We start from the raw sequence: 25,106 nt of genomic DNA, 5'->3' as shown, positions 1-25,106 counted from the left end.
TCATGAAACGGTCTGCTCTTTTCTTCGCTTCCGTCCTCGTCCTTGCTGGACATGCGTTCGCCGAACCGGGCAAGCACAATGGCAGGGGGCCCATTGATGTCGACCTCGGGCTTGGGGACGTTGTTGATGCGACTGCTGATATTGGCGGCGACAGTCTGGCTGACGCTGATGTCAATCTCGGCCTTGATACTCCAGTGGCGGCTGATGCCTCAAACGCAGCAGCCAACGCTGTGAACTACGCCACACGCCAAGTGAACAGCGGCAACCAAACGGCGACGCTGAACCTTGTCAGCGGTGCCATGGGTGAAATCGCTGGAACTGCAGCCGCCATCGGCAACTCGTATTCAATCGACTCTGTCGCGGATGCCGTCTCTTCGGTCAATCAGGCAAATTCCGGAGCCGGTTACGCTAACGCAAACGTGGACATCCAGAACTCCGGAATCGCCACTGCGACGACGGCTGCCATCGGCAACACGGCATCTGTTACGTCTGATGTCAGCACGATTGCCACACGTTCCTTGCAGTCAAACAGTGGCTACATGACGACGCAAATGAATGCTTCGATCGACGACATCACTGAAGCTACTGCAACCGCAGCGTCGATCGGCAACTCATTGTCTGTCGAAGTACCCGGAAGTGGCAGCATGAGTGCTCAGCAGTACAATTCCGGAACCATGGTTGCCGAATTGAATGGCCGCCTGTCCGGATTTGCAGATGGTGCAGCAACCGCTGCGGCAATCGGCAACTCGGCATCGCTGACCAGCCTCAACTCCGATGTTGTCGGCAACGTTTTGACCCGCATCAATCAAGCCAATTCGGGTCATCAGATTTCCACACTCGCTGCCCAAGTTTGCCATGGCGCTGAAGCTGCTGCTACCGCAGCGTCGATCGGCAACACGGTGAACATTTCGGTTCAGTAAGTGCGGAAGAGGGCGCCGGGCGGCCGTCAGTCCCCCGAATGAACGTTCGGCGCCCTCATTTCCGACCAGTTTACTCCCTGGTCTCAGGCCCGGCCGCAAATGCGGCGGGCCATTTCCGTTTCAGGAGATCGTGAATTCCGGGTGTTAGCTTGCGCGGAAAACCTTACAACAATGGTTTCCCTTAACAGCACGCTTGAAAGCGCTGCTATCCGCGCATAGTCCAGCGTGGACAGGGGCTTTCGGCTATGACATAAGCCGCCCCTTCAGACAGGATTCACAGGGCGCCCGCGCGCATTTCTTGCGCCCGTGACCCAAGATTACGGATGATTGAACCGATGGAAGTTACCCAGACCAAGTCAGAAGGTCTCAGCCGCACGTTTGCCATCAAGGTGCCGGCATCTGAGCTGCAGGCGAAACTTGATGAGCGGATCGAGGAAATCCGGCCGCAAATGAAGCTGAAAGGCTTCCGTCCGGGCAAAGTCCCTGCTTCCCACGTGCGCAAGATGTACGGTCAGGATCTGATGGGTGAGTTGATCAACAAGCTCGTCACAGAAACCAATCAGAAGGCGCTGGAAGACAACGAACTGCGTCCGGCTGGCCAGCCCGATGTTCAGATTGACGGCGACATGGAAGCTGTCGTGAAGGGGGAGGCTGACCTTTCCTACAACATGAACGTCGATGTAATGCCGGAATTCGAGCCAGCTGACGTAACCAAGCTGACGATCACGCGCCCAGTTGCTGAGGTTTCGCAAGAGCAGATTGACGAAGCTCTGGCCCGTATTGCAGAGCAGAACACCCAGTACGAGCCGCGCGCCAAGACGGCCAAGGCGAAAGATGGCGACGCAGTCGTCATGGATTTTGTCGGCAAGATCGATGGTGAAGCGTTTGAGGGCGGTAGCGCTGAACAACAGACGCTGGTTCTTGGTTCCGGACAGTTCATTCCCGGTTTCGAAGATCAACTCGTTGGCGTGAAGGCAGGTGAAGAAAAAGAAGTCACCGTCACGTTCCCTGAAGAATATGGCGCTGAGCATCTCGCCGGAAAAGAAGCGGTCTTCGAGGTGAAAGTACACGAAGTGCGCGCTCCGAAAACCGCAGACGTCGATGATGAGTTTGCGAAGGGTCTTGGCCTTGAAAGCCTCGAGCAACTTACGGGCTTGGTGAAAGATCAGCTGAAGGCCGAGCATGATGGTGCTTCCCGTGCGAAGGCGAAGCGCAATCTTCTGGATCAATTGGACGAGGCACATAGCTTTGATCTGCCGCCGAATATGGTTGAACAAGAGTTCAATCAGATTTGGCAACAGCTGCAGGCTGAAATGGATGCCGGGCGCACGGCGGATGAGGACAAGGACAAGTCCGAAGACGAGTTGAAAGTAGAGTATCGCAAGATCGCTGAGCGCCGCGTGCGCCTCGGTCTGGTCCTTGCCGAGATAGGTCGTGTCGCCGATGTTCGCATTTCAGAGCAGGAAGTGAACCAGGCACTCGTCCGCGAAGCACGCCAGTATCCGGGGCAGGAGCAGCAGGTTGTGGAATTTTTCCGCAATAATCCGGGCGCGATGGCCCAGCTTCGTGCGCCGATCTATGAAGACAAGGTGGTTGATCACATCCTGGAAGTGGCTGAAATCACCGAGGAAACTGTTTCACGCGAAGACTTGTTCAAGGAAGACGACGAATAGTCGTCCACACGAATTTCGAATTTCTAGAAAGCCGGTCCGCAGTGACCGGCTTTTTTCATGCTGCGAACGTTAATAGGTAAACTGGATGTTAACCGCATCTAGCGAATTTGTGTCGAATCGTAAGGAAGAGGCATCAGAAGATGAGCGTCCAGAGCATTCGCCCTCAATTGACTGAGCAGGACATCCACAGACTCATCAAGGGTGAGACACCGGAAGACCGTGCAACGGTTGCGCATCGCTTGTGTCGTCGCATTGCGCTTGATGTCCTGAGCGATGCAGAGAGAGCCTACGCGCAGGAAATCATGGCGATTTTGGCCAAGGATGCTGCCGATCTGGTGCGCCGTACCTTGTCTGTGACGCTTCGCAATTCCCCCATTCTGCCACGTGACATTGCGATACAGCTTGCTCAGGACGTGGAAGCTGTTGCAATTCCTGTCCTTCAGGACTCGCCGGTCTTCACAGATGAAGACTTGATCGAATTGGTGCTGTCACTGACTGCTTCGAAGCAGGCCGCCATCGCCAATCGTGATGGGTTGTCAGTAACTTTGACCGAAGTGATCTCAGAACATGGTGCGGTCGAAGCCGTACGGGCATTGTCCGCGAATGAAGGCGCAGAATACACGGATCGTGCTTTTGAGCATTCAATACGCCGCTTTGGCTCGGATGAGGGCGTTCAGAAGGGCCTGATCAGCCGAGAATACATTCCGACACACATTGCAGAGAAAATGGTTTCGCTGGTGTCGGGCCAATTGTTCGACCTCTTGGTCAATCGTCACGAGCTGCCGGCGCAGCTGGCCATTGATCTGGCCTCAGGCGCGCGTGAACGCGCGACAATAGACTTGGTTGAGCAGGCGGGGCGAACTCACGATTTGCCGAGATTTGTGTCCCAGTTGCATTTGAATGGCAGACTGACTCATTCGCTGATCATGCGAGCCTTGTGCTGTGGCCAAATGCCTTTTGTAGAGCATTCGCTCGCCGAACTTTCAGGTGTTGGGCACCAGCGCGTGTGGTTGATGATCCATGATGCCGGGCCTTTGGGGCTTCAGGCTGTGTTTGATCGTGCCGGCATGCCTCGCAAGATGCTTCCTGCCTTCCGAGCCGCAGTGAATGTGTTCCATGAAACAAGCCATGACGGCGGCCCGAACGACCGGGCCAGGTTCCGCGCGCGCATGATTGAGCGTGTTCTGACCCAGTTCCAGGCCATCCCCAAGGAAGACCTCGACTACCTTCTGGAGAAGCTGGACTACTATTCTGAAATGGCCGCGATGGACGACGTCGAAAGCTCGGTCGGGGCTGCCTAACAGTCGCTTTGCATGCGAACGCCTGCTTTGACCCCAATACGTTCAAGGAATTCGCCGTCGCGCCAATTCGCCTGATCGGCAATCACCAGGATACCTGCGGTGCCTACGGATTCGCACAGATCCATCAATTGCTCATTGTCGCTGAGTTCGCGTGCATCAACGCGGATGCTGTCGACCAAGAGGCCCAGTCCATCTCTGAGCTGTGTTTTCCAGGTTTTGCGCATGTCGATGGCGACTCGAAAGCCGCGTTTACGCAGATTTGCCACACAATGGATTACGTCTTGATTGCCTTCGGCAAAGGCTGAATCCTGAAATTCGAGACTGATTTCCTGTTGGCACAGTGTCGTGCGGCGAATGACTGCGTCGCAGCCAATTGCTGTATTGTCGTCAAACAGCGCCGCTGTGGGTGCTGGCACCAGAATTGGTCTCAGGCGATGGTCGGCATCGTGCGCAGCGGAGGCGACTTCGAGCAGGCGATCGGCCAACCATTTGGCTGGGCCGTTCTCTGTGGTGGTTTTGGCAGCCGGCCCGAAACGCACACGCTCTTCGTATTGGCGAGACATCTCGCAAACGGCACCGTAGGAAGATCCGTCTTGCACGTGCATCACGGGCTGGAAACGGAGATGGACCTTCTGTCCACTGTGAGCGACAATTTTCGTTTGAAGTAATTCCCGCATCACTCTTCCCGTCTTTCTGACTGTGCCTATTGCCTTACCTAGGGGAGAGGATTGAAGATCACGCGCAGAAAACCGTTTGGATTTCGAGAAAATTTAAAAGAATGACGGGACAACAAGAATGACAACATCGCCCGATGCGCCGAGACTTTCCGCAACAGTTCTGATTGTACGAGACGGGGCGACATTGCCTGAAGTCTTGATGGTGAAGCGGCACTATCAGATAGATTTTGCGGCGGGCGCACTGGTATTTCCCGGTGGAAAGGCGACAGACGAAGATGCGAGTTCGGGGTGGGACGACTATACGGACGGAGACTTCGGTCCGGTTCAACAGGATGCTCGCATTGCAGCCGTGCGCGAGGCTTTTGAGGAGTCAGGATTGCTGCTCGCACGCCCGAAGGCGCGGCGGGGAACGGAACAGCCGCTGGTTGGTACCGACGTGGCGGATCGACTAAACCCTTATCGGAGCGCTGTTGACCGAGGGGAGCAGAGCTTTCTGGAACTCATCAAAGATAATGATCTCGTGCTCGCGCTCGATAGTCTTGTGTACTTTGGACACTGGATTACGCCTGACATGATGCCGAAGCGCTTCGATACCCATTTCTACCTGGCTCCCGCACCGCCGGACCAAATCGCGGCCCATGATGGAAGGGAAACAACTGATGCGATCTGGATCGGCGCCCAAGCGGCGCTGAATTCAGAGGAGGCAGGAGAATCTGTCATTATCTTCCCGACGCGGATGAATTTGAAAAAGCTGGCAACAGCGAATTCCGTAGAGGATGCCATTCAACGCTTCGGCAGTGAGGCTGTTGTTACAGTAAAGCCGCAGCAGTCAGAAACACCCGAAGGCGAGCCGTGCCTCGTGATTCCGGACGTGAAGGGCTATGGCCAGACTGTCGAACTGCTCTCTCGCGTAAATGTCTAGAGAATGAATTTGGAAAGGTCGGCGTTGCCGGCAAGGCTTTCAACGCGCTCATTCACATAATCAGGCGTGATGGTGATCGTCTCACCTTTCTTGTCCGGGGCATCGAAGCTGATTTCGTCCAGCAGCCGTTCGAGTACGGTTTGGAGCCTGCGTGCACCAATATTCTCGACGCTGCTGTTCACAGCCTCGGCCAGATCGGCGAGGCGATCTATCGCGGCATCTTCGAATTCCAGTGTAACCCCTTCGGCTTCCATTAGTGCCTGATACTGGCGGATGAGGCTGGCTTCGGGTTCAACGAGAATACGGCGCAAATCGTCTCGTGTAAGTGCATCCAGTTCAACGCGAATAGGCAAGCGGCCTTGAAGTTCGGGCAGCAGGTCAGATGGTTTCGAAACGTGGAACGCGCCGGATGCGATAAACAGAATGTGGTCCGTCTTTACGGCTCCGCGTTTTGTACTGACAGTTGTGCCTTCGATGAGCGGCAAGAGGTCCCGCTGAACGCCTTCACGACTAACGTCTGCACCGCCGCGACCTTGCTTGGCAGCCACCTTGTCTATCTCGTCAAGGAATACGATGCCGTCTTCCTCAACTGAGCAAACTGCTTCACGTACAATGGCATCCTCGTCGAGCAGGCGGTCGGACTCTTCTTCAATGAGCGGCTTGTAAGCTTCCTTCACTGTGGTGCGAACGCGCTTGGTGCGTCCGCCCATAGCCTTTCCTAGCATGTCCGACAGATTGATCATGCCCATGGAGCCGCCCTGGCCGGGGATGTCCATCATCTGCATCGGGTTACCGCTGTCAGCGATGTCCAGATCGACAGGTTTGTCGTCCAGGTCTCCCGCTCTTAACTTCCCGCGAAACACTTCCCGGGTTGAAGACTGGGCGTCCTCTCCCACGAGAGCATCAAGCAAGCGCTCTTCGGCGGCATCTTGCGCCTGTGCAGACACGCCTTCGCGCTTTTGCTCACGGATCATGGAGATGGCTGATTCGACCAGATCACGAATGATCTGCTCAACATCTCGTCCCACATAGCCGACTTCCGTAAACTTGGTGGCTTCAACCTTCAGGAAGGGTGCGTTCGCGAGGCGGGCAAGGCGACGGGAAACTTCCGTCTTGCCGACTCCGGTTGGCCCAATCATCAAGATGTTCTTGGGTGTTATCTCCGAGCGGATGGCATCGGGTGCCTGCTTGCGTCGCCAGCGATTGCGCAGAGCGATGGCTACTGCACGTTTGGCGCCGTTTTGACCAACAATGTGTCGATCCAGTTCAGCAACGATTTCGCGAGGGGTGAGGTCTTTCATAGGGCATTCCAAGTTTGGCGGCTCCAGTGCCACCTAAGGGCATTGAGGCGTAAAAGGGGAGCGAACTCAGAGGTCCAGTGTTTCCAGAGTGAAGTGGCTGTTCGTGTATACGCAGATGTCCGCCGCGATTTGCATGGCCTTGCGGCCAATTACTTCCGCGTCAGCCTCGTAGTCATACAGCCCACGTGCTGCGGCGAGCGCATAATTCCCACCTGAACCCACCGCTACAACATTGTGCTCAGGTTCCAGCACATCACCCGCGCCCGTGATGACGAGGGTAGAGTCTTTGTCCGCCACAATCAGTAGGGCCTCAAGCTTCTGGAGATACTTCTCGGTTCGCCAGTCCTTGGCCAATTCGACTGCTGCGCGTTGTAGCTGGCCCGGATGGCGTTCCAACTTCGCTTCGAGCCGCTCGAAGAGGGTGAAGGCGTCCGCAGTGGCACCGGCAAAACCGGCCAGAATTTCGCCATTGGCGATGCGGCGCACCTTGCGGGCGTTTCCCTTCATGATGGTTTGACCCATCGAAACCTGGCCATCGCTCAGCATGACAAGTTTCTGTCCCTTCCGGACAGCGAGAATGGTTGTGCCGTGCCAGATAGCTGCGCTGGTGTGTTCATTCGTCATGGGCCTTGATGTGGCCGATCCGGGCTGTCTGTTCAAGAGAGGACCTGTTACATGAATTTCCACAGAGATATGTCACATTAGTGTAGCTTTGCCCGGCTATTTGGGCGCGGATGGAAAGGGATCGCCCGAATGGCCCAAGAGCTCGGTCAACTCCCCATGGGATGGCTGCTGACCGCGTTGATAGTAATCGTGGTCGCTTCGGGATTCTCGATAGGTCGCATCAGGGCTGAGCGCTATCTGATCGCGGGCGGTCAGAAGTTTCATTCCCGTGGCAATTATCATGGCTATTACGTCGCGATGTGGGGCTTCATACCGCCACTATTGGTTGCCGGGCTTTACGTACTGTTCGCGAAACCAACGGCGCTGGGCCTGCTTTCAAGCGAACTTCCCGAGGCGTTTCACACGCTTTCGTCCGCCGAGCTTCAATCCTACCTGGAATCTGTTGCCAACGCTGCGGCTATGGGGGGCTATAGTGGAAGCGATCTTGTATTCGCGACAGTAACAGGTCGCTATCTGGAGTTATGGGGTAGCCTGAAGGGCGCGACCCTCGCGCTCATGTTGGCTGGCGCCGTGACGGGGATCATGTACGCCCGTCGGAAGGTCAGCCCGGCGTTCCGGGCGCGGTTGAGAGTGGAGCGAGGTGCAGAGGCGTTCCTGTTCCTTTGCGCAGCAATCGCTATTGCTACAACGGTCGGGATCGTCGCGTCTCTACTTTACGAAAGCTTGCGATTTTTTGCAGAGGTGCCTTTTACGGATTTCTTGTTTGGCACACGATGGAACGCCCAGACGAGTGCAGAATTTGGAGCGTTGCCACTATTCTTCGGCACGTTCATGATCGCCCTCATCGCGATGTTGGTGGCGGCGCCGGTAGGCCTTTTCTCTGCCATTTATCTTTCTGAATATGCATCGGTCCGCACACGTCGATACGTGAAGCCGCTTCTGGAAATGCTCGCGGGTATCCCGACGGTCGTTTATGGCTTCTTCGCTTTGTTGGTGATCGCACCTGCGGTTCGCGCCTCAGCGCTGGGAATCAATAGTTTTCTAATTGAACTGGGCGCGGCCAATGGACCGGTTCTCGCCGCGCAACCCACCAGCGCGCTCGCCGCAGGATTGGTGATGGGGGTTATGGTAATCCCGTTTGTGTCGTCTCTGTCCGACGACGTGATCAATGCGGTTCCGGACTCATTGAGAGATGGTGCATTTGCGATGGGGGCGACGAAGTCAGAGACCATCAAGCAGATCATTCTGCCCGCAGCTTTGCCAGGGATTGTTGCCTCTATGCTCCTGGCGGTTTCAAGGGCCATCGGCGAAACGATGATTGTTGTAATGGCAGCGGGGCAGCGCGCCAGGATTTCCTTCGATCCGTCTACCGACTTGACGACCATTACTGTTCAGATCGTGGCCCTCCTCACGGGAGAAACCGAGTTCGATAGCCCCAAGACGCTTTCAGCATTTGCCCTTGGCTTGGTCTTGTTTGTCGTAACGTTGATTTTTAATCTGATCGCCTTGCGCGTCGTCCAGAGGTATCGGGACAAGTATGAATAACGCGCAGGACAATCCGTTTCGGTCAGAAAAGGCCCTAAAGCGCCTGCGGCGCCGCCGGAATGCTGATATGCGATTTCAGGGCTACGGAATTGTGGCGCTGGGTTTTGCGCTATTCGCGCTGGTGTTCTTGATTTCTGCTATAGCCTGGAAGGCTAGCGGCGCGTCCACTTATCACGTTATCCGCGTTGATCTGGAGTTAAGTCCGCAGACCATTCTGCCGGAAGGGGACGCGTCACCAGAGGAAATCACTCGAAATATCGAAGGCTTCTATTCCCTGGTTCGGAATGACTTGCTAACGCGATTTCCTGAAGCGAATGAAACAGTTCAGTCAAAACGGGCCTTTAGTTCCCTGATAGACAGAATGGCTGTGCTGCCACTGGCGCGAGAAGTGGCGGATGAACCTCACCTGATCGGACAGACGACATCGGTAGATGTGCCATTGTCTGATGATGTGGACATGTTTCTTAAAGGCGCGGCTCCCAGAGCAATCTTCCTGCGAGTGGGTGAAGCGTCGTCGCCAATGCGGAATGCGGAAGAGGGCGACTTCAAGATTGAGGTCGACAGGTTGAACAAGGTGTCGGCTAAAATCGCCGCGATTGGTCAACATGGTGCTGAGCCAACCGTGTTGCTGGTTGCGGACAAATCAGTCGGGCGAATAAAAAGTATGGAAGACGGTGACGTCATCTTGGAGATTCTGACGGGCCGTCAGGATCAGTTTGACGGCGCGTCTGTGAAGGCAGTGATAATTCCGTCTCCGGAAGATCAAAGATCTGTATCTGACCAGCAAATTGCGTGGGCGCTGGCATTGAAAGCAGAGGGCGTCATCAAGCGTGTGCCTCACTTTAGTTTGCTTACTCATACTGACAGCACATACCCGGAACTGGCCGGTGCGCTGGCAGCGCTTGTCGGATCCTTGTTGACAATGCTCGTGACGGCGGCGGTTTCTATCCCGATGGGTATTTTTGCGGCGATTTTCCTGGAAGAATTTGCCCCAAAGAACCGACTCACTCAGATCATCGAGGTGAACATCAACAATCTGGCCGCAGTTCCTTCCATCGTGTTTGGACTGCTGGGGGCGACATTGCTGTTGGGAACATTCGGCTTGCCACGATCAGCCCCACTTGTCGGAGGTCTGGTGTTGGCGTTGTTGATCCTGCCGGTCGTGATTATTGCCGCGCGAGCCGCACTTCGCGCTGTGCCCCCTTCAATCAGAAGCGGGGCCCTGGCCGTTGGTGCATCCCGGATGCAGGCGGTTTTCCATCACGTATTACCGCTGGCCCTACCGGGCATGTTGACTGGAGCAATCCTTGGCATGGCGCGCGCGCTTGGTGAAACAGCGCCGCTGCTGCTGATCGGGATGGTGGCATTTGTTGCTGAAGTTCCGTCTTCTACAACAGATGAGGCAACAGCGTTGCCGGTTCTGATCTATAGTTGGGCCTCCAATGCCGAAAGGGCATGGGAGCCAATGACTGCTGCAGTGATTGTCATACTGCTGGCGATTTTGGTTCTGATGAACCTTGCTGTAGTCCTGCTGCGGCGCAAGTTTGAGCGGAGATGGTAATGGACACGACTTATGATCCGGCACTTGCTGGAGAAGGCGCTGACGATGGCCAACCGCTGCTCTATCCGCGCATCGATTGTCGGGACGTCAGCGTATTCTATAGCGGCAAGCAAGCTGTGTTTGATGTGTCGCTGCCGGTTTTTGACCGCTCGGTAACTGCGCTTATCGGTCCGTCTGGCTGTGGAAAATCGACATTTCTTCGATGCCTGAACCGCATGAACGATACGATCGATGGGGCGAAAGTTACCGGCGAGATTTTCATGGATGGGGAAAACATCAACTCATCGCATATTGATCCAGTCTTGTTGCGTTCCCGCGTCGGGATGGTATTTCAAAAGCCTAATCCATTCCCGAAATCGATCTACGATAACATCGCTTATGGGCCGCGCATTCACGGGCTTGTGGATGATCGGCAAGAACTGGACGCCATTGTTGAAAAGAGCCTTCGCCGAGCTGGGCTCTGGGAAGAGGTAAAGGATCGTCTGGGACAACCCGGTACCAGCCTGTCAGGTGGTCAGCAGCAAAGGCTTTGTATCGCACGGGCTATCGCGGTGCGTCCGGAAGTGATCCTTATGGATGAGCCGTGTTCATCGCTCGACCCGATTGCTACGGCGCGGATCGAAGAGTTGATTGATGAACTTCGCAAGCGATACTGCATCGTAATTGTCACGCACTCGATGCAACAAGCTGCCCGCGTTTCCCAGCGTACCGCCTTCTTCCATTTGGGGCACTTGGTCGAAATGGGTGATACAGACCAAATCTTCACCAGCCCGCGCGAGCGCCGCACGGAAGACTACATTACAGGCCGGTTCGGCTAAAGGGAGCAGCAATGGCAGACCATATCGTCTCAGCCTTTACAGATGAACTCGATAAAATCGCCGCTGATCTCATGCGAATGGGCGGCATTGTTGAGACAATGATCCTGGATTCATGCCTGGCTGTGGACAGAAATGACCATAGTCTTGCGAAAGATGTCATCTCTCGCGATCCAAGCGTGGACCGGCTTGAGGAAGAGGTTGAGCGTCAGATCGTCAGTTTGATCGCGCGCCGTCAGCCGATGGCGCATGATTTGAGATCAGTTTTTGCAGCGCTCAAGACTGCTGGCGAACTGGAGCGAATTGGCGACCTGTCCAAGAATATCGGGAAACGCACACTTATGCTGGACGATTCCGTGCCCTCAAATATGAGGCACGGAGTGGCGAGAATGGCGCGCCCCGTATCGTTTCAATTGCATTCCGTGCTGGATGCCTATGCAACTAGCAACGCCGAGACGGCCAAAACCGTTTGGGAAAGCGATGATGACATCGACCAGCATTATAATTCGCTATTTCGCGAGATGATAACCTACATGATCGAAGATCCCCGCACGATTGGTGCCGGAGCGCACATGCTTTTCATGGCAAAGAATCTCGAGCGGATTGGCGATCACTGCACGAACATTGCAGAATTCATTTACTTTCAAATCACTGGCGAATATCTCATGCCCCATGAGCGCCCTAAATCACCGAATACGGGCGTCTGACCCGGACGCAGGACAAGAGGATCTGTCATGAAGCCCTATGTGCTCATTGCTGAAGACGAAAGTGCCGTTTCGGAGCTGCTCTTCTACAATCTCAAAAAAGAAGATTATGATGTCGCCATCGCCAGTGACGGTGAAGAGGCTATGCTCATGATTGAGGAGCGCGCTCCAGATCTGCTGTTGCTGGATTGGATGCTGCCAAAGGTCAGTGGGATTGAGGTCTGTCGCCGCGTTCGCAGTGGCGGTACGAATCCAAACTTGCCGATCATCATGTTGACTGCGCGCGGTGAAGAAAGCGACCGGATCCGTGGCCTCGATACTGGCGCGGACGATTACGTCACCAAACCATTCTCAACTACAGAGTTGATGGCGCGTGTGCGCGCCGTCCTGCGCCGCATTCGACCGGGCCTGAAAGACGATCGGATCACCGTGGGGGATATAGAGATCGATCGCGTGGCTCATAAGGTTGCGCGGAATGGTCAGGATATTCACTTGGGCCCAACCGAGTTCCGTCTTTTGGACTACTTCATGCAGCATCCGGGGAGGGTGTTTTCCCGAGAGCAATTGCTGGACACGGTCTGGGGATCTGATGTGTATGTCGAGGCGCGAACAGTTGATGTTCACGTGGGGCGTTTGCGCAAGGCGTTGCGCCAGGAAGGCGGGGACGATCCCATCAGGACCGTCCGCTCCGCCGGGTATGCTCTTCGAGCCGACTAGAACAGCTCAGCCAGGAAATTCTCAAGGTTTTCGAAGCTGCGACGGTCCGCGTCTGCGCTGTAAACTGTTCCCATTTCCTTGTTGTCTGCGCCTAGCGTTGTGAACGAATGAACTGCGGTGCCGTGGGCGTGCAGTTGCCAATCAGCTCCAGCGCCTTCCAGCTCCTTTGCAATCGCAAGAACGTCTTCAGGCGTTGCCATTGGATCGTGCCAGCCATGCTCGATCAGGACTTTGGCAGTGATCTTTGGCGCCGGAACATTTTCTGCCGGACGGAAAAGCCCGTGGAATGACGCGACGCCCAGAACGTCATGATTTGCGCGAGCCATGTCCAGGACAGCGAGGCCGCCAAAGCAAAAGCCGATTGCGGCCGCTTTCTTGGCATCAACACCAACTTGTTGTTTCGCTGCTTCAAGGCTGCCAGCGAGGCGCTTTTGAAGCTCGGCGCGATCTTCGACCAGTGGATTCATCAGAGCCTGATTTTCTTCAACAGTCGTGCCGCGCTTGCCTTTGCCATACACATCCATGGCGAAAGCGGCATAGCCGAGATTGGCGATCCGCTCAGCTTTTTCGCGTTCATTGTCTCCAAGCCCGCCCCAAGCGTGAGCGATGACAACGATCGGAGCAACGTCCTTACCTTTGGGCCGAAGGAAATAGCCTTCATAGCTCTTACCATCGACGGTATAATCAACTGCGCTCATTTGTTTGCTCTCCTTCGTGCGTGAGAGTCAGATACAGGACATTCGAAGCCCGGTTTCAAGGGGTGTCGCGTTTAGTATAAGATTTGACTGTAACCAGTATTGGATGTTCACAGTATTAATCGAATGAAGGAGTCATTCCATGGCCAAGAAGAAGGACAAGAAGTCCAAGCTCTCGTCAGAGCAATCAAACTCGAGCAAGTCGCCAAAAGAGACCAAGAAGGCAAAGAAGAACAAGAAGTCCTCGACGTCCATTCCAGAACTCAGCTCGACTGAGATAGCGCATAAGATATGGCTCGCTGGAGTTGGCGCATATGGAAAAGCCTACGACAAGGCGATCGAGAGCAGCAAGGCCTTTAATAAACAGTCTACTGAGCTCTTCGAGGAGCTGGTCCAGCAGGGCCAGGAAATCGAGAAGGAATTGCAGGCTCGTGTAGAGAACTCGGAAGCAGGTAAAAAGGGAAAGAAGCTCGCGGCAAAACTCGAAAAGCTTGAAGAGGAGGTTGTGCAGTCATTCTCTAACGCGCGGGCACACTCGAAGGCCCGAAGTCAGGATCTGAAGGAGCGTATTTCCCGTCTGTCTACAGAAATTGAAGCCGTTGCCGCTGAGGCGAGCTCAGACATTGTGAAGTCCAGTATGAAGGCGGCCAAGAAGACAACGGATGCACTTCACGAAGCAATGGTCGGCTCTGTCGATGCACCTGCGAAACCTTCCGACAAGTCCACACCCAAGCCTAAACAGGATACAGACCCGGTGGATGATTTCACGTTGATGACGGGCGTTGGGCCAGCGCTTGCCGCGAGATTGAAGTCTGCAGGAATTGTAACGTTCTCCGAGATCGCCGCCTTGAACAAGGCAGAAATCGAAGCGCTTGATGCGAAGATCATGGCTCGCGGTCGCATCGTGAGAGAAGAGTGGGTGAAGCAGGCCAGACGTTTGATGAAGTAGACCCAAACGGAAAAGTACCACCAACGATTGTGCTTCATGGCTCCAGCAAAAAGTGCGCGCAGAGCTTTTGAAAGCTACTCTGAGGACTTTTTCGCTTTCACTGCGACGCGTTCTTCAAGCGCGTCGCACACAGCGTCCGCAACAGACTGTGCCGCCTCACCGCGCCCTATTGATCCAAAAGCTGCAGAGCATGCCTCAACGTGAAGGTTGATCAAGGCGTCATTCTCGCCGGGCTGCGTGTCGGCCAGCAAGGCGCAGAGTGAACCGCAGAGCCGCGATATCGCTGGGTATCCATAAGATGTCGCCACGCCACGGATATTGTGTGCGCAAGTTTCCAGCGACTTGTAGTCGTCTGAAGTTGCGCCGTCTTCCTTTGCAACTGCCCAAGCCTGTTTGAGCTTGTCGAGATCTGCCTGCATCCACGCCTCGAAACGTGATGACAGGTCATCGACCGCGGCTTCTGCACGATCACCAAGCTCTTCCGGATCGTGCTCGATTGAAGGGTCAGAAGGTGCGGCATCAGGGGATGATGCGGACGGGGGCATTTTGATTACGCGGCTGATATCCGGTACGACAACATCCGAAGAACTGGTTCGAGCTCCATTTCCGGATTTGAGTTTCTGAAGCATGGATTTGAGCATGATGACTCCCCGTATTTGGTGCCATCATAGTTTATAAGGCTTAACGTTTTCCTGACCGAAAACCTTTGTAATTCCTTTAGAAACCAAACTGTTCGCGGAGAATGCGCTCGTCCAGGGCGTGCCCCGGGTCAAACAACATTGTCAGGCGCCTGCGGTCTTCCTGAACGTCCACACTGACAATATCCCTGACTTCCTGATTGTCCGCAGCAGCCGCCACAGGACGCAGGATCGGGGCGATTACATCAATCCTCACATGCGCATCGCGGCGGAGCAGGGCACCTTTCCAACGTCTCGGGCGGAAAGCACTCACAGGTGTCAGGGCCAGCAAGCCCGCACCAATTGGCAAAATGGGGCCATGGGCGGACAAATTGTATGCCGTGGAACCGGCAGGAGTCGCCACCATCAATCCGTCGCAGGCAAGCTCGTCCATGCGCGTTTTTCCATCGACCGTAATCCGGAAGCGTGAAGTCTGCGCGGTTTGTCGAAACATCGACACTTCATTGATCGCCAACGCGTGATGCTCGTGTTCATGCACGTCGCGAACGGTCATGCGCAGCGGTGAGATTACAGCGCGTTCGGCCGCATTGATTCTGTCGGGCAGGGCATCAACGCCGTATTCGTTCATCAGGAACCCAACCGTCCCTCGATTCATGCCGTAAACCGGTTTGCCACCCTCGAACTGCCGACGTAGCGAATCCAGCATGGCACCGTCGCCTCCCAGGGCGACGATAACTTCGGCATCTTCCTCATCATGCTGGCCATACTTGTTGGTCAACACGGACAAGGCTTCCTGAGCTTCAGGGCGTTTGGAGGCGTAAAAATGCAGGCGTGGTCCACTCATTTGCGTCATGTGCTTTGGTATTGAAGGGTGCGTCAAGCCATTGGGAATACCCAAATCAGCTGAGCGTGCGGCGCATTTGCAAGATGACGCCAGTGTCAGCTTTTTCTGGCGTAGACACCACTAATCCGTTACTCTCCTGCAAAAGTTATTATGGGAGAACAGGTCATGGCCGATGGCGCGCAGAAAGTAGATATTCGTTCCAGTGTTTCAGCGGAGGAGTGGCAAGCGCGCGTCGACCTTGCGGCACTGTACCGTTTGATTGCTATGCATGGGTGGGATGACATGATTTTCACCCATATTTCACATCGCGTTCCTGGCCCCGACCACCACTTCCTGATCAATCCCTATGGGCACTTTTTCGAAGAGATTACCGCTTCGTCGCTGGTCAAGGTCGATCTTGAAGGGAATGTGGTTCAGGAAACTGACCACTTCATCAATCCGGCTGGTTTCACGATTCACTCGGCGATTCATGACGCACGCGATGACGCCAAAGTGGTCATTCACGTCCACACAGACCAAGGCGTTGCGGTGTCATCGCAGAAAGAGGGGCTGATGCCACTGAGCCAGACTGCGATGATCGTTCGCGAAGACATTGCCTATCACGATTATGAGGGTATCGCCCTGGATCTGGATGAGCGTGAGCGCCTGGTGGCTGACCTTGGTCCTAAGAAGCATTCCATGCTTCTGCGCAACCACGGCACGCTTACCATCGGAGAGACGGCGGCTTCAGCATTCACGCGCATGTTCTTCCTCGAGCGCGCGTGCAACATGCAGATTATGGCGCTGTCAGCTGGGCGCGACGGCGTGCTCGAATGTGACAACGACCTGCAGCAAAAGGTTGCCGGGCAGGGTGGAATGACCGAGCACAGCTCTGGAATGAGCATGTTGACTGAGAAACTGATCTGGCCAGCGCTGTTGCGGAAGCTCGACCGTGAAATGCCGGGCTATGACGCGTAAGGGGTTTCCCCTATGCGACAAAAGCGGCCCGCGGCGTATGGAGCCATTATCAATTGCTCAATACGGCACTATGTAGGCTCACGAAATATCGGGAACGAAGCAGATGAAACATCTGAAGGCCTTTGAAGACGCCCTCAATTCCATTCACGGCGAAGGCCGGTACCGCGTATTCGTGGACTTGCACCGTCACAAGGGACGGTTTCCAAAGGCGACCGCGAGATTCGAGGACGGTGAGCGCGAAGTCACGATCTGGTGTTCCAACGATTATCTCGGCATGGGGCAGGACGATGATGTCATCAACTCCATGCATCAGGCGATCGACAGTTTTGGTGCAGGATCTGGCGGTACGCGCAACATTTCTGGCACAACCCGATATCACGTAGACCTTGAGCGAGAGCTCGCTGACTTGCATGGCAAGGAATCTGCGCTGCTGTTCACGTCAGGGTATGTTTCCAATGAGGCGACGCTGTCCACTTTGGGCAAGATCCTTCCAGATCTCATCATCTATTCGGACTCCCTGAATCACGCATCCATGATCGAAGGCATCCGTCGGTCAGGGGCGGACCGTCGAATCTTCCGTCACAATGATGTCGATCATTTGCGGGCACTCATGGAGAATGACGATCCGAGCCGTCCGAAGCTGATCGCATTCGAGAGCGTCTATTCCATGGATGGCGATTTCGGCCGCATGGAAGAAATCTGTGATCTAGCCGATGAGTTTGATGCCCTGACCTATTTGGACGAAGTCCATGCGGTCGGCATGTACGGAGATAATGGCGCTGGCGTCGCAGAAATGTGGGGCCTGGCTGACCGGATTGATATCATCGAGGGTACGCTCGGCAAAGCTTATGGTGTGATGGGCGGCTATATCGCCAGCCACGAGACCGTGGTCGACGCGATCCGGTCGATGGCTTCGGGATTTATTTTCACGACGTCAACCTGCCCGGTCATGGCGGCTGGTGCTCTGGCCAGCATTCAGAAGTTGCGGACAGATGCGGGGCGCGAACTGCGCGGAAAACATCAGGCCAATGCTGCATTGCTGAAGCAGAAGTTTCGTGATGCCGGTCTGCCAATGATTGACACGGACACCCATATTGTTCCGTTGCTTGTGGGAGACCCTGAGCGTTGCAAGGCCCTGTCTGACACGCTGCTGTTTGATTTTGGGATTTACGTGCAGCCGATCAACTATCCAACAGTTCCAAAAGGCACCGAGCGTCTCCGCTTCACGCCTAGCCCTGTCCATGATGAGGTCATGATGGACGAGCTGGTCGCGGCCATTCTTGCTGTTTGGAAACAGCTTGGGCTCGACAAGGCCGCTTAGGTATCTTGGTGCCTATTTGGCTTTCTTGCCGGTAGTCGGTGCCGCTTTCTTGCCCAGACCGATTTGTTTGGCATGTTTTGACCTGAGTTTTGCGTAGTTGGGCGCAACCATGGGATAATCCGAAGGAAGGTCCCATTTCGCACGATACTCTTCAGGCGTCATGTCGAATTTCGACCGAAGGTAGCGCTTCAGCATCTTGAGCTTTCGCCCATCCTCCAGGCAGATCAGGTAATCAGGCAATATGGATTTGGCGATCGGGACGGCGGGCTCGGCTGTCTCTGTGACTGGTTCGCTTGTCGCGGACAGGGAAGAGACTGTGCTGTAAACATTGCGGATCAGGACAGGCAACGTCTCTGCATCAATTTGATTATTAGAGATGTACGACGAAACGATCTCCGTCGTCATGTCGAGTAGGTCAGATGTCTCGTATTCGGTCATGGTCGGACAAGACTCGGGTATGAAAAGCGATATGGAGTTTTGATTTGTAGCCCCTGTTAATCTTTAAATACCACACATCTTCAAGTATTTACATGATATTCTTGATGTTAATTCGCATCATGACGGCATTGAGTGCGATATTCTGCCGTGCGCGGTTTGGAATGGTTGCGGCTTCTCGCCGCCGGGCGTAAACAGCGCGTAACCCAGCAGGAGATTCGCTACATGGCAGACACAGCCCAGTCAGCACGCCCCGACACGACCGATTTCTTCAGCCAAAGGCTGGAGGAACGTGATCCTGAACTGTTCGAAGCAATCAAGAAAGAGCGCACGCGTCAGCAGCAGCAAATTGAATTGATTGCTTCGGAAAACATCGTTTCCCAGGCCGTGCTTGATGCGCAGGGTACGATCCTGACGAACAAGTATGCGGAAGGGTATCCCGGTCGGCGCTATTATGGCGGATGCGAATTCGTGGATATTGCGGAAGAGCTGGCTATTTCACGGGCCAAACAACTCTTCAATTGCGAGTTTGCCAACGTACAGCCCAACTCCGGTAGTCAGGCCAACCAAGGCGTGTTTCAGGCGGTATTGAAACCAGGAGACACAATTCTTGGTATGAGCCTGGATGCTGGTGGACACCTTACGCATGGGGCGCGTCCAAACCAGTCGGGTAAATGGTTCAATGCTGTGCAGTATGGAGTTAGCCGCGAAGACGACCAGATCGATTTCGTTGAGGTTGAGCGACTGGCGAAAGCACATCGTCCTCAACTGATTATCGCCGGTGGATCGGCTTACCCGCGTCAGATCAATTTCAAGCGCTTCCGCGAAATCGCTGATGAGGTCGGTGCGCTGTTCATGGTGGATATGGCCCACTTCGCTGGATTGGTTGCCGGCGGCGCACATCCGAATCCGCTTGAATATGCGCATGTTGCGACCACGACGACGCACAAGACCCTGCGCGGTCCACGCGGCGGCATGATCCTGACCAATGACGAAGCGCTAGCCAAGAAGATCAACTCAGCAATCTTCCCGGGCATTCAGGGCGGTCCTCTGATGCATGTGATCGCCGCTAAAGCCGTTGCGTTCGGGGAAGCCCTGACACCGGAATTCAAAACCTACGCGGCTCAAGTTGTCGCAAACGCGTCCGCCATGGCGGAGGCGTGCAAAGCCAGCGGTCTTGATGTTGTTTCTGGTGGTACGGATACGCATGTAGCCTTGATTGACCTGCGTCCGAAAAACGTAACGGGTCGTGACGCCGAACATGCGCTGGAGCGCGCATTTATTACCTGTAACAAGAATGGCGTTCCATTCGACCCCCAGAAGCCAACAATTACCAGCGGCATACGGGTCGGTTCACCCGCGGGCACAACGCGTGGATTCGGCGAAGCAGAGTTTACTCAGATCGGCAACTGGATTGGCGAAATTGTGGACGCTGTCGCTTCTGGTGAGAGCGGTTCGGCTGAGGACAAGGTTCGCGAAGAAGTAAAGGCGCTTACCGCGCAATTCCCAATTTATAATGGTTTGGGGGGCTGATAGACTTTGCGCTGCCCGTTCTGCGGTTCCGAGAACACATCGGTGAAGGACAGCCGGTCGGCTGAAGACAACACGGCTGTCCGTCGCCGGCGGGTTTGCGAGTCTTGTGGGGCCCGCTTCACCACTTTTGAGCGAGTTCAACTTCGCGAAATTACCGTGGTGAAGCGAGACGGAAAACGGGTGCCGTTTGATCGTGATCGCCTGACTCGGTCTATCACGATCGCTTTGCGGAAACGGCCAGTGGATCGCGATCAGATTGACCAGATGGTTTCCGGAATTGCGAGAAACCTCGAAAGTGCCGGCGAGACCGAGGTATCTTCAAACGATGTCGGGGAATTCGCGATGGAAGCCCTGCGTCGGGTCGACCCTGTTGGCTATGTGCGGTTTGCAAGTGTCTACAAGGATTTCAAGGATCCGAACGATTTCGCCCAGTTCATTGAAAACACTGCGCTCGACGATGAGGGCGACGAGGAATGAGCGGGGTCAAGGTCACCCTGAAGATCGCAACATCGCTGGACGCACGTATCGCCTTGTCTGATGGAACAAGCCAGTGGATCACGTGCAGCGAATCCCGCGCACGGGGGCATCAGCTCAGGGCGGCTCATGATGCGATCCTTGTGGGTATCGGCACAGTACTCGCTGACGATCCACTCTTGACGGCGCGGACCGTACCGCTGCCTGCGAAGCAGCCGGTCAGGATCGTGGCGGATTCTCATGGGCGCACACCTAGAAGTTCCAGATTGGTTCAATCGGCCGGGACGGGCCGCGTTGTCGTCGCCACGAATGGCCAGCCGCAGGACATATTGGCGGCAAGTGGCGTGGAGATCTGGCGTTGCGGACGGGGCATCCGGGTGGATGTCAACGATTTGCTGCGACGCGTTGAGGCCGAAAGTTTGTCGTCGTTACTTATTGAAGGTGGCGGTACTCTCGCGGCGAGCTTCATTCGCGAGGGATTGGTTGATGAGATTGCCTGGTTCCGTGCGCCTATCCTGATCGGAGGAGACGGCCTACCTGCTCTCGGGGCTCTGGGGCTTTCAGACCTCGGTCAGGCGTCACGTTGGCGCGCTGTCGCAACGGAACGGATTGGGGATGACGTTCTCGATACCTATGTACGAGTCTGAATAAGAAACTAAGGGCAGGAAAATGTTTACAGGTCTGGTGACCGACGTTGGTACGGTTCGGTCTGTTGAAGATCGCAATGGCCTGCGCCGGTTTGAAGTCGAAAGCGGCTACCCTCTTGATGAAATCTCCATGGGCGCCTCGATCATGCACTCCGGTGTGTGCCTCACTGTCGTGGATATGGGGCAGGGAGAGCGCGGCGCCTGGTTTGCGACGGAGGCAGTGCCTGAAACACTGGCAAAAACTATTCTTGGCGACCTCCACGTCGGATCCAGGGTCAATCTCGAACAAAGTCTCAAACTGGGCGATGAATTGGGCGGGCACTTCGTGTTTGGCCATGTCGATGGCGTCGGTCAGGTGATGTCCATCGAGCCAGAGGGCGAGAGTTTTCGGATCACCATTCGGCCACCTGAAGCGATTTCGCGCTATTTCGCAACGAAAGGGTCTGCCGCCGTGAACGGCGTGTCGCTCACCGTCGCCGAGGCGTTGCCGAATGGGGATTTCCAGCTCGCGATCATTCCTCACACGTGGGACGTGACAACCCTCAACGAACTGCAGTCCGGCTCCAGCGTCAATCTTGAGATCGATATGCTCGCGCGCTACGTGGCACGCATGATCGGCGCCGATGCGCCAGAAGGGCAGTAAGCGTCATGAGTAGCGAATTCCACGAGGCCATCTCTTCGATTGATGAGATTATCGAAGATGCCCGCAATGGCCGGATGTACATTCTGGTCGATGCAGAAGATCGCGAGAATGAGGGTGACCTCATCATTCCGGCAAACTTCGCGACGCCGGAACATGTTAACTTTATGGCCCGTCATGGTCGTGGGCTTATTTGCCTTGCAATGACTCAGGAGCGCGCCCACACGCTGAACCTGGATATGATGACCCGGAACAACCGGGAAAGTATGGGCACCGCCTTCACGGTCTCGATCGAAGCAAAAGAGGGCGTAACAACGGGCATTTCAGCCCACGATCGTTCTCGGACAATTGCGGTCGCGATCGATCCTACGAAGGACCATGAAGACATCGTTTCGCCGGGGCATGTCTTCCCGCTCATCGCGCGCGAGGGCGGCACATTGGTCAGAGCCGGGCATACCGAGGCAGCCGTAGATATCTCCCGCATGGCCGGGCTTTATCCTGCCGGTGTGATCTGTGAGATCATGAACGAGGACGGCTCGATGTCCCGGCTGCCAGAGCTCGTTGCGTTTGCGCAGCTCCACAATCTGAAGATCGGAACGATTGCTGATCTGATCGCGTGGCGTCGGAAGAATGATCGCTTCATGGAGCGACGTGTCGAGGCGCCGTTGAATTCCGGCTTTGGCGAAGGATTCAAAACGGTTTGCTTCCGCAATGCGCTCGACAATTCTGAACATATTGCCATTGTTCATGGCGATATCACGCCTGACAGCACCACGCTCGTGCGTGTTCACCGCATGGATGTTCTGTCTGACGTGCTGGGTGAAAATGGCCCCCGTCAGGGCCTTGTCGGTCGCGCAATGCGTATGATCGCGGACGCCGATGAGCCGGGCGTGATAGTTTTCGTGAACACGATCCGGCCGAACGTTATTGCAGAGCGCCTCGGCCTGATGCCGTCTGCGCCTGCAGATCCCACTGCGCCCATCCGGGAGTATGGTGTAGGGGCGCAAATCCTGCGTGACCTGGGCGTTCGCAAGATGATTTATCTTTCTGGTACTCAGCCCACCCGCCTCGCAGGCCTTGACGGCTATGGCTTAAGCATAGAGGGGTGGCGCAAACTTGATGAGGAGAGCAATTGATGGCTGAACGCGTACTTGTCGCCATTTCCCGCTACTACAAACACATTTCTGATGAATTGGAAGCCGGGGCTCTGGAAGCACTCGAAGCGGCTGGCGCAAAAGTCACCGTAATGGAAGTGCCTGGTGCATTCGAACTGCCGGGACTGATCGCGATGGCGGCAGATAGCGGCCGGTTTGATGGTGCGGTTGCGCTTGGCTGCGTCATTCGCGGAGAGACGTCTCACTATGACTATGTCTGTGGTGAAAGTGCACGTGGCTTGATGGACCTCATCGTTCAGCGGCGCCAGGCCATCGGCTATGGTATCCTCACAGTTGAGAATGAAGAGCAGGCACTTGCCCGCGCGGATCGCAAGCGCGGTAACAAGGGTAAGGACGCTGCAGAAGCATGCCTGGCGATGATCAAATTCCGCAAGGAACTTATTCGGTGACCGATCAGAAGATCCCATTTGAAGTTACAAGAGCGAGGCGGGCGGGAGCGCGCCTCGCAGCCGTTCAGGCGCTCTACGAAATGGAGCAGACCGGGAAATCCGCACGCGCCACTATTCGCGCCTTCATGGAAGACCGGCTTGGCATTGGACCGAATGAAGAGCCGATCGAGGAAGCCGATCCGGACATCTTCAAATCCATTGTAAACGCAGTCGTCGAACACCAGGCTGCCATCGATAAAGCAATTCTGGCGCGTCTCGCATCCGGCTGGAAACTGACCCGTCTGGATGCAACCATGCGAGCATTGTTGCGGGCCGGCGCGGCTGAATTCATCCAGCACCAGCATCTCTCGAACGCGATCATTCTTGATGAGTATGTCTCGCTTGCTCACGACTTCTTCGAAGAGCAGGAAGCAAAGTTCGCGAACGCTGTGCTGGATAATCTCGCCAAAGATCTAAGAGCTTAAGCGTCAAGTTCTCGCGCCCATTCGCGCATTTCCTTGACGAAGAGTTCGGGCTCTTCCATCGCAGCAAAATGGCCGCCACGGGGCATATCCGTCCAACGAGTGATGTTGTAGGCGCGTTCCATCCAGGACCGCGGCGCAGGCTTGTAGACCGGCTCTCCGGGGTAGCTTGCAAAGCCAGTTGGTGTTTCGCAACGAACGCCTTCAGGCAGCGCATTACCGCCTTCCTGAGCGAATCCATTGTAGAACCAGACGCTGGTCGCAATGGCATCGTTCACGAGATAGATCATCACATTGGTGAGCAACTGGTCTTTCGTGTAGGTATCAAGTAGTCCGCCCTCTGAAAGGTCAGACCATCCGTTGAACTTCTCGATGATCCATGCAGCCGTGCCCACAGGAGAGTCCATCAGCGCCATCGCCAGCGTTTGCGGCTTGGTCAACTGTTGCATGAGGTAGGCGCCTTCACGCTGCATCGCATCCTGCATGCCGGTAAGCCAATTGGCTTCGTCTTCATTTTCCGGCGTAGCAGGTGTGGGACGAAATCCCGTCATATTGAGATGAATTGCGCGACATCCTCCTTTGCCATCGACTGTGCCATGATTGAGACCAAGATGGGAGGTGACCATGCTTCCCCAATCGCCGCCCTGAGCAAGATAGGAATCATATTTCAGCACGTCCCGCATCAACGTGTCCCACAGCGCCGCCGTGGTCCGAGGTCCGATGGGAGATTTCGGAGCTCCTGAAAATCCGTAGCCGGGAAGGGACGGAATAATCAGGTCAAAGGCATCTTCGGAGTTACCTTCGTAGCGAGATGGAAATGCGAGCGGTGCAATTGATTCCCAGAACTCGAAGACCGATCCCGGCCAGCCATGCGTCAACAGCAGGGGGCGTCTTCCGCCTGCTTCCCCAACGACATGAACGAAATGAATTACCTGGCCCTCAATCTCGACTTTGTAGCTAGGAAACTTGTTGAGGATTTCCTCTGATTTGCGCCAGTCGTATCCAGCGAGCCAGTATCGCTGGATGTCCTTCATCACCGGCGTTGACATGCCGTAAGTGAAGCCGTCTTCGTTTGCAGGAGCAGGAAACCAATCATACGCTTTGACCCGCGCCATGATGGTGTCGAGTTTTACACGGGGCACATCGATGCGAAACGGCTTTGCTGTAGGCATGGTTTAATCCTCGCTC

The 25,106-nt window shown here is 55.3% G+C and carries 27 protein-coding genes; 19 read left to right on the top strand and 8 right to left on the bottom strand.

Annotated features, from left to right (window positions below; genetic code table 11):
- The first annotated feature begins 2 nt into the window (after positions 1-2).
- From HY36_RS16760 to HY36_RS16750, 3 genes are all read left to right on the top strand, one after another.
- Entirely contained in the window at positions 3-920 is a 918-nt protein-coding gene (locus HY36_RS16760) for a hypothetical protein (protein ID WP_035555321.1), read from the top strand.
- 335 nt (positions 921-1,255) lie between these two features.
- Positions 1,256-2,593 carry a trigger factor gene (gene tig / locus HY36_RS16755; protein WP_035555423.1) on the top strand — a complete coding sequence of 446 codons (1,338 nt, stop codon included), beginning with the start codon at positions 1,256-1,258 and terminating at the stop codon, positions 2,591-2,593.
- 140 nt (positions 2,594-2,733) lie between these two features.
- Positions 2,734-3,894, top strand: a complete 1,161-nt coding sequence (locus tag HY36_RS16750) for a DUF2336 domain-containing protein (RefSeq protein ID WP_035555319.1) — start codon at positions 2,734-2,736, stop codon at positions 3,892-3,894.
- Here the strand turns inward: HY36_RS16750 and HY36_RS16745 are convergent.
- Entirely contained in the window at positions 3,891-4,571 is a 681-nt protein-coding gene (locus HY36_RS16745) for an EAL domain-containing protein (RefSeq protein WP_035555315.1), read from the bottom strand. The two genes, HY36_RS16750 and HY36_RS16745, sit on opposite strands and share 4 nt — an antisense overlap.
- Positions 4,572-4,689: 118 nt before the next feature.
- Here HY36_RS16745 and HY36_RS16740 point away from each other — a divergent pair, with 118 nt between their 5' ends.
- Entirely contained in the window at positions 4,690-5,493 is an 804-nt protein-coding gene (locus HY36_RS16740) for an NUDIX hydrolase (protein ID WP_035555310.1), read from the top strand.
- Here the strand turns inward: HY36_RS16740 and hslU are convergent.
- Positions 5,490-6,794, bottom strand: a complete 1,305-nt coding sequence (gene hslU / locus HY36_RS16735) for an ATP-dependent protease ATPase subunit HslU (protein WP_035555307.1) — start codon at positions 6,792-6,794, stop codon at positions 5,490-5,492. The two genes, HY36_RS16740 and hslU, sit on opposite strands and share 4 nt — an antisense overlap.
- 66 nt (positions 6,795-6,860) lie before the next feature.
- On the bottom strand, positions 6,861-7,418 hold the full coding sequence (gene hslV / locus HY36_RS16730; RefSeq protein ID WP_035555304.1) for an ATP-dependent protease subunit HslV: 558 nt from the start codon (positions 7,416-7,418) through the stop codon (positions 6,861-6,863).
- A gap of 129 nt (positions 7,419-7,547) precedes the next feature.
- Between hslV and pstC the strand changes: the two genes are divergently transcribed.
- The 5 genes from pstC to phoB are packed head-to-tail and all read left to right on the top strand — an operon-like array spanning position 7,548 to position 12,760.
- On the top strand, positions 7,548-8,963 hold the full coding sequence (gene pstC / locus HY36_RS16725) for a phosphate ABC transporter permease subunit PstC (RefSeq protein WP_051602908.1): 1,416 nt from the start codon (positions 7,548-7,550) through the stop codon (positions 8,961-8,963).
- On the top strand, positions 8,956-10,524 hold the full coding sequence (gene pstA, locus HY36_RS16720; protein ID WP_035555301.1) for a phosphate ABC transporter permease PstA: 1,569 nt from the start codon (positions 8,956-8,958) through the stop codon (positions 10,522-10,524). The genes pstC and pstA overlap by 8 nt, the downstream gene beginning before the upstream one ends.
- A complete protein-coding gene (gene pstB, locus HY36_RS16715) occupies positions 10,524-11,342 on the top strand; it encodes a phosphate ABC transporter ATP-binding protein PstB (RefSeq protein WP_035555298.1) in 819 nt (272 codons plus the stop codon). The genes pstA and pstB overlap by 1 nt, the downstream gene beginning before the upstream one ends.
- Positions 11,343-11,353: 11 nt before the next feature.
- A complete protein-coding gene (phoU, locus tag HY36_RS16710) occupies positions 11,354-12,046 on the top strand; it encodes a phosphate signaling complex protein PhoU (protein ID WP_035555293.1) in 693 nt (230 codons plus the stop codon).
- Positions 12,047-12,073: 27 nt separating this feature from the next.
- Positions 12,074-12,760, top strand: coding sequence for a phosphate regulon transcriptional regulator PhoB (phoB, locus tag HY36_RS16705; protein WP_035555289.1), 687 nt, complete (start codon positions 12,074-12,076; stop codon positions 12,758-12,760).
- Here the strand turns inward: phoB and HY36_RS16700 are convergent.
- Positions 12,757-13,458: a dienelactone hydrolase family protein gene (locus HY36_RS16700; RefSeq protein WP_035555286.1), complete on the bottom strand. Its 702-nt coding sequence runs from the start codon at positions 13,456-13,458 to the stop codon at positions 12,757-12,759. The two genes, phoB and HY36_RS16700, sit on opposite strands and share 4 nt — an antisense overlap.
- A 139-nt stretch (positions 13,459-13,597) precedes the next feature.
- Between HY36_RS16700 and HY36_RS17990 the strand changes: the two genes are divergently transcribed.
- Positions 13,598-14,404 (top strand): hypothetical protein, encoded by an 807-nt coding sequence (locus HY36_RS17990; RefSeq protein ID WP_051602907.1) that lies wholly within the window; start codon positions 13,598-13,600, stop codon positions 14,402-14,404.
- A 74-nt stretch (positions 14,405-14,478) separates the two neighbouring features.
- On the opposite strand, the gene HY36_RS16690 is transcribed toward HY36_RS17990, so the two are convergent.
- Both HY36_RS16690 and HY36_RS16685 read right to left on the bottom strand, forming a co-directional pair.
- The gene (locus HY36_RS16690) at positions 14,479-15,045 is read right to left on the bottom strand and encodes an Hpt domain-containing protein (protein WP_035555282.1); all 567 of its coding nucleotides are present in this window, start codon (positions 15,043-15,045) and stop codon (positions 14,479-14,481) included.
- Positions 15,046-15,121: 76 nt separating this feature from the next.
- Positions 15,122-15,886, bottom strand: coding sequence for an NAD kinase (locus tag HY36_RS16685; RefSeq protein ID WP_035555414.1), 765 nt, complete (start codon positions 15,884-15,886; stop codon positions 15,122-15,124).
- A gap of 165 nt (positions 15,887-16,051) precedes the next feature.
- On the opposite strand from HY36_RS16685, the gene HY36_RS16680 reads away from it, so the two are divergent.
- Together HY36_RS16680 and hemA are read left to right on the top strand one after the other, a co-directional pair.
- Positions 16,052-16,843 carry a class II aldolase/adducin family protein gene (locus HY36_RS16680; RefSeq protein ID WP_035555412.1) on the top strand — a complete coding sequence of 264 codons (792 nt, stop codon included), beginning with the start codon at positions 16,052-16,054 and terminating at the stop codon, positions 16,841-16,843.
- Positions 16,844-16,946: 103 nt separating this feature from the next.
- The gene (hemA, locus tag HY36_RS16675; RefSeq protein WP_035555279.1) at positions 16,947-18,164 is read left to right on the top strand and encodes a 5-aminolevulinate synthase; all 1,218 of its coding nucleotides are present in this window, start codon (positions 16,947-16,949) and stop codon (positions 18,162-18,164) included.
- Between the two features lie 12 nt (positions 18,165-18,176).
- On the opposite strand, the gene HY36_RS16670 is transcribed toward hemA, so the two are convergent.
- Positions 18,177-18,602, bottom strand: coding sequence for a MucR family transcriptional regulator (locus HY36_RS16670; protein WP_035555276.1), 426 nt, complete (start codon positions 18,600-18,602; stop codon positions 18,177-18,179).
- A gap of 222 nt (positions 18,603-18,824) precedes the next feature.
- Between HY36_RS16670 and glyA the strand changes: the two genes are divergently transcribed.
- The 7 genes from glyA to nusB are packed head-to-tail and all read left to right on the top strand — an operon-like array spanning position 18,825 to position 23,921.
- Positions 18,825-20,132, top strand: a complete 1,308-nt coding sequence (gene glyA, locus HY36_RS16665) for a serine hydroxymethyltransferase (protein WP_035555273.1) — start codon at positions 18,825-18,827, stop codon at positions 20,130-20,132.
- Between the two features lie 6 nt (positions 20,133-20,138).
- On the top strand, positions 20,139-20,609 hold the full coding sequence (nrdR, locus tag HY36_RS16660; protein ID WP_035555270.1) for a transcriptional regulator NrdR: 471 nt from the start codon (positions 20,139-20,141) through the stop codon (positions 20,607-20,609).
- Positions 20,606-21,253: a RibD family protein gene (locus HY36_RS16655; RefSeq protein WP_035555267.1), complete on the top strand. Its 648-nt coding sequence runs from the start codon at positions 20,606-20,608 to the stop codon at positions 21,251-21,253. The genes nrdR and HY36_RS16655 overlap by 4 nt, the downstream gene beginning before the upstream one ends.
- A gap of 22 nt (positions 21,254-21,275) precedes the next feature.
- Complete coding sequence (locus tag HY36_RS16650) at positions 21,276-21,896, top strand: riboflavin synthase (RefSeq protein ID WP_035555265.1); 621 nt, start codon at positions 21,276-21,278, stop codon at positions 21,894-21,896.
- A 5-nt stretch (positions 21,897-21,901) separates the two neighbouring features.
- Entirely contained in the window at positions 21,902-23,029 is a 1,128-nt protein-coding gene (ribB, locus tag HY36_RS16645; protein ID WP_035555262.1) for a 3,4-dihydroxy-2-butanone-4-phosphate synthase, read from the top strand.
- Complete coding sequence (gene ribH, locus HY36_RS16640; RefSeq protein WP_035555258.1) at positions 23,029-23,457, top strand: 6,7-dimethyl-8-ribityllumazine synthase; 429 nt, start codon at positions 23,029-23,031, stop codon at positions 23,455-23,457. The genes ribB and ribH overlap by 1 nt, the downstream gene beginning before the upstream one ends.
- A complete protein-coding gene (nusB, locus tag HY36_RS16635) occupies positions 23,454-23,921 on the top strand; it encodes a transcription antitermination factor NusB (protein ID WP_035555255.1) in 468 nt (155 codons plus the stop codon). Before ribH ends, nusB begins: the two co-directional genes overlap by 4 nt.
- Here nusB and HY36_RS16630 read toward each other — a convergent pair.
- Positions 23,918-25,090 carry an epoxide hydrolase family protein gene (locus HY36_RS16630; protein ID WP_035555253.1) on the bottom strand — a complete coding sequence of 391 codons (1,173 nt, stop codon included), beginning with the start codon at positions 25,088-25,090 and terminating at the stop codon, positions 23,918-23,920. The genes nusB and HY36_RS16630 overlap by 4 nt on opposite strands.
- Positions 25,091-25,106: the final 16 nt, after the last annotated feature.

Source organism: Hyphomonas atlantica corrig. (genome assembly GCF_000682715.1).
GTDB lineage: Bacteria > Pseudomonadota > Alphaproteobacteria > Caulobacterales > Hyphomonadaceae > Hyphomonas > Hyphomonas atlantica.
Note: the sequence above shows the minus strand (reverse complement) of the source record. Positions and strands in the feature narration are given on the sequence as shown.

Excerpts from the sequence above, each read along its gene's own strand:
- HY36_RS16760 (WP_035555321.1), top strand. The coding sequence starts at position 3 with ATGAAACGGTCTGCTCTTTTCTTCGCTTCCGTCCTCGTCCTTGCTGGA.
- hemA (WP_035555279.1), top strand. The coding sequence starts at position 16,947 with ATGAAACATCTGAAGGCCTTTGAAGACGCCCTCAATTCCATTCACGGC.
- HY36_RS16745 (WP_035555315.1), bottom strand. The coding sequence starts at position 4,571 with ATGCGGGAATTACTTCAAACGAAAATTGTCGCTCACAGTGGACAGAAG.
- pstC (WP_051602908.1), top strand. The coding sequence starts at position 7,548 with ATGGCCCAAGAGCTCGGTCAACTCCCCATGGGATGGCTGCTGACCGCG.
- pstA (WP_035555301.1), top strand. The coding sequence starts at position 8,956 with ATGAATAACGCGCAGGACAATCCGTTTCGGTCAGAAAAGGCCCTAAAG.
- HY36_RS16740 (WP_035555310.1), top strand. The coding sequence starts at position 4,690 with ATGACAACATCGCCCGATGCGCCGAGACTTTCCGCAACAGTTCTGATT.
- HY36_RS16680 (WP_035555412.1), top strand. The coding sequence starts at position 16,052 with ATGGCCGATGGCGCGCAGAAAGTAGATATTCGTTCCAGTGTTTCAGCG.
- HY36_RS16655 (WP_035555267.1), top strand. The coding sequence starts at position 20,606 with ATGAGCGGGGTCAAGGTCACCCTGAAGATCGCAACATCGCTGGACGCA.
- pstB (WP_035555298.1), top strand. The coding sequence starts at position 10,524 with ATGGACACGACTTATGATCCGGCACTTGCTGGAGAAGGCGCTGACGAT.
- phoB (WP_035555289.1), top strand. The coding sequence starts at position 12,074 with ATGAAGCCCTATGTGCTCATTGCTGAAGACGAAAGTGCCGTTTCGGAG.
- hslV (WP_035555304.1), bottom strand. The coding sequence starts at position 7,418 with ATGACGAATGAACACACCAGCGCAGCTATCTGGCACGGCACAACCATT.
- HY36_RS17990 (WP_051602907.1), top strand. The coding sequence starts at position 13,598 with ATGGCCAAGAAGAAGGACAAGAAGTCCAAGCTCTCGTCAGAGCAATCA.
- tig (WP_035555423.1), top strand. The coding sequence starts at position 1,256 with ATGGAAGTTACCCAGACCAAGTCAGAAGGTCTCAGCCGCACGTTTGCC.
- HY36_RS16690 (WP_035555282.1), bottom strand. The coding sequence starts at position 15,045 with ATGCTCAAATCCATGCTTCAGAAACTCAAATCCGGAAATGGAGCTCGA.
- phoU (WP_035555293.1), top strand. The coding sequence starts at position 11,354 with ATGGCAGACCATATCGTCTCAGCCTTTACAGATGAACTCGATAAAATC.
- HY36_RS16650 (WP_035555265.1), top strand. The coding sequence starts at position 21,276 with ATGTTTACAGGTCTGGTGACCGACGTTGGTACGGTTCGGTCTGTTGAA.
- HY36_RS16685 (WP_035555414.1), bottom strand. The coding sequence starts at position 15,886 with ATGAGTGGACCACGCCTGCATTTTTACGCCTCCAAACGCCCTGAAGCT.
- hslU (WP_035555307.1), bottom strand. The coding sequence starts at position 6,794 with ATGAAAGACCTCACCCCTCGCGAAATCGTTGCTGAACTGGATCGACAC.
- glyA (WP_035555273.1), top strand. The coding sequence starts at position 18,825 with ATGGCAGACACAGCCCAGTCAGCACGCCCCGACACGACCGATTTCTTC.
- ribH (WP_035555258.1), top strand. The coding sequence starts at position 23,029 with ATGGCTGAACGCGTACTTGTCGCCATTTCCCGCTACTACAAACACATT.
- HY36_RS16700 (WP_035555286.1), bottom strand. The coding sequence starts at position 13,458 with ATGAGCGCAGTTGATTATACCGTCGATGGTAAGAGCTATGAAGGCTAT.
- ribB (WP_035555262.1), top strand. The coding sequence starts at position 21,902 with ATGAGTAGCGAATTCCACGAGGCCATCTCTTCGATTGATGAGATTATC.
- HY36_RS16670 (WP_035555276.1), bottom strand. The coding sequence starts at position 18,602 with ATGACCGAATACGAGACATCTGACCTACTCGACATGACGACGGAGATC.
- HY36_RS16750 (WP_035555319.1), top strand. The coding sequence starts at position 2,734 with ATGAGCGTCCAGAGCATTCGCCCTCAATTGACTGAGCAGGACATCCAC.
- HY36_RS16630 (WP_035555253.1), bottom strand. The coding sequence starts at position 25,090 with ATGCCTACAGCAAAGCCGTTTCGCATCGATGTGCCCCGTGTAAAACTC.